Here is an 8570-nt window from a genome sequence, read left to right as displayed (position 1 = left end):
TCTCGACACCATCCGCAAGAACGGCTCCTCGATCGGCGCTGTTGTCGAAGTCGTGGCCGAGGGCGTTCCGGCAGGGCTCGGCGCGCCGATCTACGGCAAGCTCGACCAGGATATTGCCTCGCTGCTGATGTCCATCAACGCCGTGAAAGGTGTGGAGATCGGCAATGGTTTCGGCACGGCCGAGATCACCGGTGAGGAGAACGCCGACGAGATGCGCATGGGCAATGACGGCAAACCGCTGTTTCTTTCCAACCATGCCGGCGGTATTCTCGGCGGCATATCCACCGGCCAGCCGGTCGTCGCGCGCTTTGCGATCAAGCCGACCTCTTCCATTCTCACGGAGCGACGCTCGATCGATGCGGACGGCAACAATGTCGATATCCGCACCAAGGGGCGGCACGACCCCTGCGTCGGTATCCGGGCTGTGCCGATCGGCGAAGCCATGGTGGCCTGCGCCATCGCTGACCATTATCTCCGCGACCGCGGCCAGACCGGCCGACTGAAATAGGAACTACCTCCATGCCTTATGACCAGAAGCGTGTCGTCGATGCCATCCGAGCCTTCGAAGCCGGCGAGATCGTCGTCGTCATGGATGATGACGACCGCGAAAACGAAGGCGACCTGATCGTCGCTGCCGTCCACTGCACCCCCGAAAAGATGGCCTTCATCGTGCGCCATACCTCCGGCATCGTCTGCACACCCATGCCGAAGGAAGAGGCAAAACGCCTGAACCTCAACGCGATGGTTGCCGAGAACGACTCCGCGCACACGACGGCCTTCACCGTTTCGGTCGATTTCAAGCACGGCACGACGACCGGCATTTCCGCCGACGACCGCACGCTGACGGTGCGCAATCTTGCCAATCCGAATGTCGGCCCGGCAGATTTCGTCCGTCCCGGCCACATCTTCCCGCTCGTCGCCCGCGAGGGCGGTGTGCTGATGCGCTCCGGCCATACGGAAGCCGCCGTCGACCTTTGCAAGCTCGCCGGGCTGCCGCCGATCGGCGTGATCTGCGAACTCGTCAACGACGACGGCACCGTCACGCGCGGCCCGCAGGTGGTCGACTTCGCCGAAAAGCACGGTCTGAAACTCGTCTCGGTCGCCGACCTGATCGCCTACCGCCAGCGCAAGGAAACGTTGATCGAACTCGGCGCCAGCTTCGACATCGAAACGCCGTTCGGCAAGGCCAAAGCCTATACCTACGCCCTGCCCTGGGATCCGATGCAGCACCTCGCCGTCGTCTTCGGCGATATCCGCGACGGGATCGACATTCCAGTCCGCCTGCATCCGGAAAACGTCGCCGAGGACCTCTTCGGCAAGAAGAGCCCGGTCGATCACTACATGCAGAAGATCGCCGAGGAAGGCCGTGGCATCATCGTCTATCTCCGCGAAGGCTCCGTCGGCGTCGGCCATTACGACAATGGCCGCAAGACGCGCAGCCAGGACCGCGAGTCCCACGCCGAAGCCAAGAGCCGCGAAAGCGAATGGCTGGAAATCGGCCTTGGCGCACAGATCCTCAAGGACCTCGGCGTCAGCTCCATCAAGCTGCTCACCAGCCGCGAGCGCCACTACGTCGGCCTCGAGGGCTTTGGGATCAAGATCGCCAAGACGGAGATTTGCTGAGGATTTCCCTTCTCCCCTCGGGGAGAAGGTGGCCAGAAGGGTCGGATGAGGGGGCGGTTCGGCATATCCTGCTCCCCCTCATCACCTCGCTGGCGCTCCGGCACTTCTCTCCGCTGGGGAGAAGTGGCAAGCGGCTACCCCCTCCACCCATCCAGCAGCACAACCTTCTCCACCCCTGCGAACTTCGCCACGCGCTCCAGTTCCGCCTGCAGTCTTTCCAGCCGACCGGCCGATGCTCTCACGCCCGGCTCTAGCCATAGCCGTTTGACGTCCAGCGTTCCGCTCTTGCGGTCAGCCTTCATGTCGATGCGGCCGATCAGTTTGTCGCCTTCGAGCAGCGGGAAGACGTAGTAGCCGTATTCACGCTTCGGCTCCGGCACGAACACCTCGATGCGGTAGAAGAAGCCGAAAAGGCGTTCGGTACGATTGCGGTCGCGGATCATCGGATCGAAGGGGCTCAGCACGCGAATACGAGCCGGAGGCTCGGGATAGTCGCCGGCGGCGGGCGGGAAATCCGCGAAGACCCAGGAGGGACGCGGCTTGCCCCCGAGCGCAGGTTCGATCAGGACCTCCGTCAGTTCGTCGCGGTGCTCGCTTACCCAGGCCTTCGCCTCATCCGGCGAGAGCAGGTCCCAGAAGGCGGCGATTTCGCCATGTGTCGCAAAGCCGAGCCGCTTCAGCGCGCTTCGGCAGGCCCAGTCGACAAAGTCCTCTCGACTCACTTCGGGATCGCGGAATTCGGCCGGGATGACGCGTTCGACCAGATCATAGATCTTCTGGAAATTGGAGCGGCCGGCGATGGCGAACTTCCCGGTGCGCCAGAAATATTCGAGGGCAGTCTTGTTCGGATGCCAGTTCCACCAGCCGCCGGAGGTGTGGCCGTCCGCTTTGATCTCGCGCGCCGTAATAGCGCCGTCGCGCGCCACCCGCTCGTAGGTCTCGTCGAAGGCATGCTCGAAACCCTCGCCGCGCCATTTGCGCCAGCGCTCGATGATGACCTCTTCCTCGTGGCGGAACTTGTGCTTCCAATATTTGAAGAAGACGCTGGGCAGGATCGAGGCGTCGTGCGTCCAATGCTCGAACAGCACGCCGTCCTTCTCCAGCAGCGCGGTCAGATGCTCGCGCTTGTATGTCTGGTTGCGGGAAAAGAGTATCTGGTGATGCGCCCGCTCGACCGTCTGGATACTGTCCACCTGCACGAAGCCGATGTCATGGATCAGCTGCAGCAGCCCCGCCTTGGTCAGGGCGCGGTTCGGCGACATGCCGAGACCCTGTTTGGCGAGAAAAATCCGGCGGGCGTCGCTGTTCGAAATGAGATTCGTCATGAGAGCATCATATTCGGGAAAATGTTCCTAGCCACCTGTTTTGCACTTTTGCGGCTGCGGCTATAGAAGCAGCATCGGACTGTGACAGGGGAATGATTTGGACATCCGCTTCGAAGGGGCTGCAGTCAGCTACGGGGCGCGGGAAGCGCTGGCGCCGCTGACCCTCAGCCTCACGGAAAACCGCATCGGCGTGATCGGCCTCAACGGGTCGGGCAAGACGACCTTTGCGCGGCTCATCAACGGGCTGACGAAGCCGACGGCAGGACGTGTCATGGTCAATGGACGGGACACCGCCGGCGAGCGGTCCACCCTCCCCGAGGTCGGCTTCATCTTCCAGCAGCCGCAGAACCAGATCATCCTGCCGATCGTGCGTGACGATATCGCCTTCGGGCTGAAGGGCCGTGGTCTTTCGAAAGCCGAGATCGAGACGAAGGCGGAAGGCGCACTCGCCAGGTTCGGTGCGGCTCACCTTGCACGGCGCCGGGCGCACGAACTTTCCGGCGGCGAGCTGCAGATCGCCGCCCTTTCGGCGGTGCTCGTTACAGGCCCGAATATCCTGATCCTCGACGAGCCGACAAACCAGCTGGACCTCAGGAACCGTGCACTCGTGCAGAAGATCATCGAGGGTCTGCCCGAAAATGCCATCGTGATTACCCACGACCTCGAACTGATCGCCGATTTCGGCCGGGTCCTTGTTTTCCACGAGGGCAGGCTCGCGGCCGATGCGCCCGCAGCCGAAGCAATCGCGCGCTACCGGGAGATCGTCGCCTGATGCAGTCCCTTTATCTCGAAGGAAACAGCTTCATGCACCGGCTCCCGGCGCGCTCGAAGCTGCTTGTGCTGGCGATCCTCGGCATTGCTCTCTTCGTCACCCGCAACATTCCGCTGCTTTCGCTCGGCGTGCTGGCGACGGGTGCCGTCTATTTCAGCCTCGGCCTGCCGCCGGGCCGGGCGCTTGCGCGGTTGAAACCGGTGCTGCTGACGATCATCGTCGTGGCGCTTTTCAGCCTCGCCTTCAATCCATGGCATGCCGCCGTCGTGGCGCTTTTGCGGCTGACGGCACTCATGCTCTTTGCAGCCGCGGTAACGGCAACCACGACGATCAGCGAATTCATCGACGAGATCACGCTGCTTGCCCGTCCGCTGGAGCGTGCCGGCCTGGTGGCGGCAAATGATGTCGGCCTGGCGGTCGGGCTCGTCGTCCGTTTCGTGCCGGAAATCCTTGGCCGCTACCACGCGATCAAGGAGGCGCACGTCGCCCGCGGCATCAAGGTGCGGCCGGTCACCCTGCTTGCGCCGCTCATCATTCTCACGCTCAGGGATGCGGATAACATCGCAGCGGCGATTGACGCGCGCGGCTTTCGGCGGCATGTCAGTTAATACTTTATGAACATGGAGCCGATGATGAGTACCCGCGACCTCGTTCTCTCTGCCCTCTTCGCAGCCATCATCGTGGCGCTCGGCATTCTGCCGCCGATCACCCTCGGCTTCATCCCGGTACCGATCACCGCCCAGTCGCTCGGCGTCATGATGGCGGGCGTTGTGCTTGGGGCGCGCCGCGGGGCGATGGCCGTGCTGATCGTTCAGGTTCTGGTCGCGATCGGCCTTCCGGTTCTTTCCGGCGGCCGCGGCGGTCTTGCTGCCTTTGCAGGACCGACAGCGGGCTTCCTCATCGGCTGGCTCTTTGCCGCCTTTGTGACAGGTTACCTCAGCGAGCGCCTGGTAAGGGCGGAGCAGTCCGGTCTGGTCCAGACGGTCGGCTTCTTCCTCGCGTCGATGATCGGCGGCATCGTCGTTCTCTATGCTTGCGGGATCGCCTATCTGGCAGTCGCGGCCGGGCTTGATCTTCGGCAGGCTTTCGTCGGCTCGATGGCTTTCATCCCAGGTGATGTCATCAAGGCATTCGTTGCAGCGCTCGTCGGCCGCGCCGTCATGGCGGGCTATCCGTTGCTCCCCGCGCGCGCCTAGAGCATCCTGCACTCAGGTGGGCTCGCCTTGGGTGCAGATAAGATGCTCTAGTTTCAAAAAGGTAGAGCGTCCTTTGTGCGTCCATTCGGACGCACGGCGCTCTAGTCGAGGAAAGTATAAAGCCAGTCGCGCGTCTCCTCGGGGATCGCGGTCAATGACTGGTCTTCACGCTCATGCGCCTGCCAGATGATTTCGACTTCGGCGGCGCGCTCATCTTCCACCTCGACGGCAATCAGGAACCCCACAGAACGGACCCCGATCTTGTCGACCGCGGGGGTGAATTCCACGATATCATCGTAATGCAGCGGCCGGTGCAGATGGCAGGTAATCTTGCTGACGGTATAAATGGGCTCGTCGCTCAATTGGGGCCGCATGGACCAGAAATTGGTAAGTACGGCTTCGGCATAGGAAATATAGCACGAGAGGAACATCTGGCCCTGCATGTCCACATCCCGGTAGGGCACGCGTATTTCCGCTACATTCGAGCGTTTTGACTTTGCCATATGCCTGCCTGTCCCCATCCCATACTCAAAGCCTAATGGCGGGGCAGGCTGAAGTAAACCGTGGAGATCAAACGGTCACGATAGCGTGCGAATGTTGAAATCGCCGACATTCGCGCCATCTGGTGTGGATCCCGACCGGCGTAAGCCATAAGAGTATCCGCATGAGCACCCGCCTTTACGAACACCCGATCTTTCTCGAGCATGTCACCCCCGCAGGCCACCCGGAGCGGCCGGACCGGGTCCGAGCGATCAACGTCGCGCTCGGCCATCCGAACTTCGCGCGGCTGGACCGGAAGGAGGCGCCGCTGGCAAGTGAAGAGGCCGTGCTGCTTGCCCATCCGGAGGAACATCTTCGCGCGGTCATGCGCCATATCCCGGAAGAGGACGGCGAGATCAACCAGATCGAGGCCGACACCTATGCGAGCCCCAAGAGCCTGCAGGCAGCGCTGACAGGCGTCGGGGCGGCCATCGCAGCGGTCGACGACGTGTTCACCGGCCAGGCCGACAACGTGTTCGTCGCCGCCCGTCCGCCGGGCCACCATGCCGAAAAGACGACGGCGATGGGCTTCTGCTTCTTCAACAATGCCGCGATTGCCGCCCGCCATGCCCAGAAACGCCACGGCGCCGAGCGCGTCGCCATCGTCGATTGGGACGTCCACCATGGCAACGGCACGCAGGACATCTTCTGGGATGATCGTTCGGTCCTCTTCTGCTCGACCCACCAGATGCCGCTCTACCCCGGCACCGGCGCCAAGGACGAGACGGGCAAGCACGGCACGATCGTCAACGCGCCGCTTTCTCCAAACGTCGGCAGCGAGCAATTCCGCGAGGCGTTCAAATCGCGCGTGCTTCCCGCTCTCACCGATTTCCGGCCGGATCTCATCATCATCTCCGCGGGCTTCGATGCGCATCACCGCGATCCGCTGGCGCAGATCAATCTTGTCGGCGAGGATTTCGACTGGGCGACCGGCAGACTTCTGGAGATAGCCGACAAAAGTGCCTCCAACCGGGTCGTCAGCCTGCTGGAAGGCGGGTATGATCTGGAAGGACTCGCCGAATCGGCGGGCCTGCATGTGCTTCGATTGATGAAGGGTTGAGTATGACTGACAACGCCAAGCCGGAGGTTTCCGGTCTTTCCTTCGAGAAGGCAGTTGCCGAACTCGAAAGCATCGTTGCCCGCCTTGAGCGCGGCGACGTGGCGCTGGACGAATCCATCGAGATCTACGAGCGCGGCGAAGCGCTGAAGAAGCACTGCGAAACCCTGCTTTCGGCCGCCGAAAACCGCATCGAGAAGATCAGGCTCGACCGCGCCGGCAAGCCGCAGGGCGTGGAGCCGCTGGACGGGGCCTGACCCGCAAAACATTCCCCGAACCTCTGGCCGGAAGCAGGCCGTCGATCTAACATCCGCCTGGTCACAACAGGGGGAACGGTTGAATGACGGACAGGCTGAAGGGTAAAGTTGCCATCATCTCGGGCGGCGCGACGGGCATGGGCGGCGCAGCGTCAAAGCTGTTTGCGGCCGAAGGCGCACGCGTCGCGATCATCGACCGCAATAGCGAGGCGGCGGCGCAGACAGCAGCGGCGATCCGCGATGCAGGCGGTGACGCGGACTACTGGGTTGCCGACGTCTCCGACGAAAAAGCGGTGAATGCTGCTGTTGCCGGCGTCGAGGAGCGCTATGGCGCCGTAACCGTACTCTTCAATCATGCCGGCACCATCGTCATCAAGCCGTTCCTGGAAACGACGCTGGAGGAATGGGATTGGCTGCATGCCGTCAATGTCCGCTCGATGTTCCTCATGACCAAGGCCGTGCTGCCGAAGATGATCGCTGCGGGCGGCGGGTCGATCGTCTGCACCTCGTCCATCTCCGCCGTCGCGGCAACGCCGATGGAGGTGCTCTACGACACGACCAAGGGCGCGGTGCACATGTTCGCCCGGGCGATTGCGGTGGAATTCCGCGACCGCAACATCCGCTGCAATGCCGTCTGCCCCGGCTTCATACGCACGCCGCACGGGCTGCGGGAGGTGACCGAATTGCAGGCGCTTGGGGTCGATGTCTCCGATGCGGCGATCGCTGCGCAGCAGGGGCGGATCGGCGAACCGGAAGATGTCGCGAGGGCGGCGCTCTATCTGGCAAGCGATGAATCGAACTTCGTCAACGGCGTGCATCTCTTTGTCGACAACGGCTTTACGGCCATCTGACAATTTGGCCCCTTTCGCTGCGGTCCGCCAGGCGCTATTTCTGGCGGCACCCCAGCGCTCGGAGAACCTCATGTCCTTCTTCCCCGGTAAAGACCCGCTGCCTGGCGATACTTTCGCCTGCGACGCGATCGAGAACCTGATTATCCCGCGCACGAGCGACATCGGTGGCTTCCAGGTGCGGCGGGCCCTTCCGACGCGGCAGCGGCGGTTGGTGGGGCCGTTCATCTTCTTCGACCGGATGGGTCCGGCGATCCTGAAGCCTGACGAGGCGCTCGACGTGAAGCCGCATCCGCATATCGGCCTTTCGACTGTCACCTATCTCTTCGACGGCGAAATCCGGCATCTCGACAGCCTCGGCACCGAAAAGGTGATCCGCCCCGGCGACATCAATCTGATGACGGCCGGGCGCGGCATCGTGCATTCGGAGCGCACGCCCGACAATCTGCGCGGTCATCCCCTGTCGATCTCCGGCCTTCAGACCTGGCTGGCGCTGCCCGACGACAAGGAGGAGATCGATCCGGCCTTCGCTCACACGGAGAGGAGCGACATGCCGCTGATCGATGACGACGGCGTCACGGGCCGGGTCGTGATCGGCTCGTTCGAAGGGCTGTTGTCGCCGGTCGAAGTCTTCTCCGATACGCTTTACGCCGATCTCGCCTTCGCGCCCGGTGCCAAGTTTCCCTTCGGTGCGGCTCATGAGGAGCGCGCCGTCTATGTGCTTTCAGGCGAAGTCATCGTCGCCGGCGATCGCTTTGCGGCGGATCAGCTGCTCGTCTTCCGTCCAGGCGATGCCATCACGCTTGAAGCGGGATCCGCCGGCTGTCATCTGATGCTCTTCGGGGGTGCGGCCCTGAACTCCAAGCGCTATATCTGGTGGAACTTCGTCTCGTCTTCCAAGGAGCGTATCGAGAAGGCGAAGGAGGAATGGCGCACCGGCCGCTTCGATATC

At 62.8% G+C, this 8570-nt stretch carries 11 protein-coding genes; 9 read left to right on the top strand and 2 right to left on the bottom strand.

The features are described from left to right. Both ACPYOI_RS33225 and ribB read left to right on the top strand, forming a co-directional pair. The coding region (locus ACPYOI_RS33225; protein ID WP_481423967.1) for a chorismate synthase at positions 1-508 on the top strand (508 nt) is incomplete at its 5' end. An 11-nt stretch (positions 509-519) separates the two neighbouring features. Further along, positions 520-1623 (top strand): 3,4-dihydroxy-2-butanone-4-phosphate synthase, encoded by a 1104-nt coding sequence (ribB, locus tag ACPYOI_RS33220; RefSeq protein ID WP_481419780.1) that lies wholly within the window; start codon positions 520-522, stop codon positions 1621-1623. 134 nt (positions 1624-1757) lie between these two features. On the opposite strand, the gene ACPYOI_RS33215 is transcribed toward ribB, so the two are convergent. Further along, positions 1758-2948, bottom strand: a complete 1191-nt coding sequence (locus ACPYOI_RS33215; protein ID WP_481419779.1) for a winged helix-turn-helix domain-containing protein — start codon at positions 2946-2948, stop codon at positions 1758-1760. Positions 2949-3045: 97 nt separating this feature from the next. On the opposite strand from ACPYOI_RS33215, the gene ACPYOI_RS33210 reads away from it, so the two are divergent. Genes ACPYOI_RS33210 through ACPYOI_RS33200 form a run of 3 tightly spaced genes read left to right on the top strand, consistent with a single transcriptional unit; the run spans position 3046 to position 4916 of the window. Continuing rightward, entirely contained in the window at positions 3046-3720 is a 675-nt protein-coding gene (locus ACPYOI_RS33210) for an energy-coupling factor ABC transporter ATP-binding protein (protein ID WP_481419778.1), read from the top strand. Next, positions 3720-4328 (top strand): energy-coupling factor transporter transmembrane component T family protein, encoded by a 609-nt coding sequence (locus tag ACPYOI_RS33205; protein ID WP_481419777.1) that lies wholly within the window; start codon positions 3720-3722, stop codon positions 4326-4328. The genes ACPYOI_RS33210 and ACPYOI_RS33205 overlap by 1 nt, the downstream gene beginning before the upstream one ends. A gap of 24 nt (positions 4329-4352) precedes the next feature. Further along, on the top strand, positions 4353-4916 hold the full coding sequence (locus ACPYOI_RS33200) for a biotin transporter BioY (RefSeq protein WP_481419776.1): 564 nt from the start codon (positions 4353-4355) through the stop codon (positions 4914-4916). Between the two features lie 101 nt (positions 4917-5017). Here the strand turns inward: ACPYOI_RS33200 and ACPYOI_RS33195 are convergent, their stop codons facing one another. Continuing rightward, on the bottom strand, positions 5018-5419 hold the full coding sequence (locus ACPYOI_RS33195; RefSeq protein WP_481419775.1) for an acyl-CoA thioesterase: 402 nt from the start codon (positions 5417-5419) through the stop codon (positions 5018-5020). 161 nt (positions 5420-5580) lie between these two features. On the opposite strand from ACPYOI_RS33195, the gene ACPYOI_RS33190 reads away from it, so the two are divergent. The 4 genes from ACPYOI_RS33190 to ACPYOI_RS33175 form a co-directional block, all read left to right on the top strand. Then, positions 5581-6516 (top strand): histone deacetylase family protein, encoded by a 936-nt coding sequence (locus tag ACPYOI_RS33190; RefSeq protein WP_481419774.1) that lies wholly within the window; start codon positions 5581-5583, stop codon positions 6514-6516. Positions 6517-6518: 2 nt separating this feature from the next. Next, entirely contained in the window at positions 6519-6770 is a 252-nt protein-coding gene (locus tag ACPYOI_RS33185) for an exodeoxyribonuclease VII small subunit (protein WP_047507965.1), read from the top strand. A gap of 83 nt (positions 6771-6853) precedes the next feature. Next, positions 6854-7621, top strand: a complete 768-nt coding sequence (locus tag ACPYOI_RS33180; RefSeq protein ID WP_481419773.1) for an SDR family NAD(P)-dependent oxidoreductase — start codon at positions 6854-6856, stop codon at positions 7619-7621. A 70-nt stretch (positions 7622-7691) separates the two neighbouring features. After that, positions 7692-8570, top strand: an 879-nt coding sequence (locus tag ACPYOI_RS33175; RefSeq protein ID WP_481423966.1) for a pirin family protein, incomplete at its 3' end; no start/stop codon positions are given.

The organism is Rhizobium sp. SVR5-2C (genome assembly GCF_056755115.1).
Note: the sequence above shows the minus strand (reverse complement) of the source record. Positions and strands in the feature narration are given on the sequence as shown.

What these genes read in the sequence shown, in the direction of transcription:
- ribB (WP_481419780.1), top strand. Translation starts at nt 520, where the DNA reads ATGCCTTATGACCAGAAGCGTGTCGTCGATGCCATCCGAGCCTTCGAA.
- ACPYOI_RS33195 (WP_481419775.1), bottom strand. Translation starts at nt 5,419, where the DNA reads ATGGCAAAGTCAAAACGCTCGAATGTAGCGGAAATACGCGTGCCCTAC.
- ACPYOI_RS33190 (WP_481419774.1), top strand. Translation starts at nt 5,581, where the DNA reads ATGAGCACCCGCCTTTACGAACACCCGATCTTTCTCGAGCATGTCACC.
- ACPYOI_RS33215 (WP_481419779.1), bottom strand. Translation starts at nt 2,948, where the DNA reads ATGACGAATCTCATTTCGAACAGCGACGCCCGCCGGATTTTTCTCGCC.
- ACPYOI_RS33205 (WP_481419777.1), top strand. Translation starts at nt 3,720, where the DNA reads ATGCAGTCCCTTTATCTCGAAGGAAACAGCTTCATGCACCGGCTCCCG.
- ACPYOI_RS33185 (WP_047507965.1), top strand. Translation starts at nt 6,519, where the DNA reads ATGACTGACAACGCCAAGCCGGAGGTTTCCGGTCTTTCCTTCGAGAAG.
- ACPYOI_RS33180 (WP_481419773.1), top strand. Translation starts at nt 6,854, where the DNA reads ATGACGGACAGGCTGAAGGGTAAAGTTGCCATCATCTCGGGCGGCGCG.
- ACPYOI_RS33200 (WP_481419776.1), top strand. Translation starts at nt 4,353, where the DNA reads ATGAGTACCCGCGACCTCGTTCTCTCTGCCCTCTTCGCAGCCATCATC.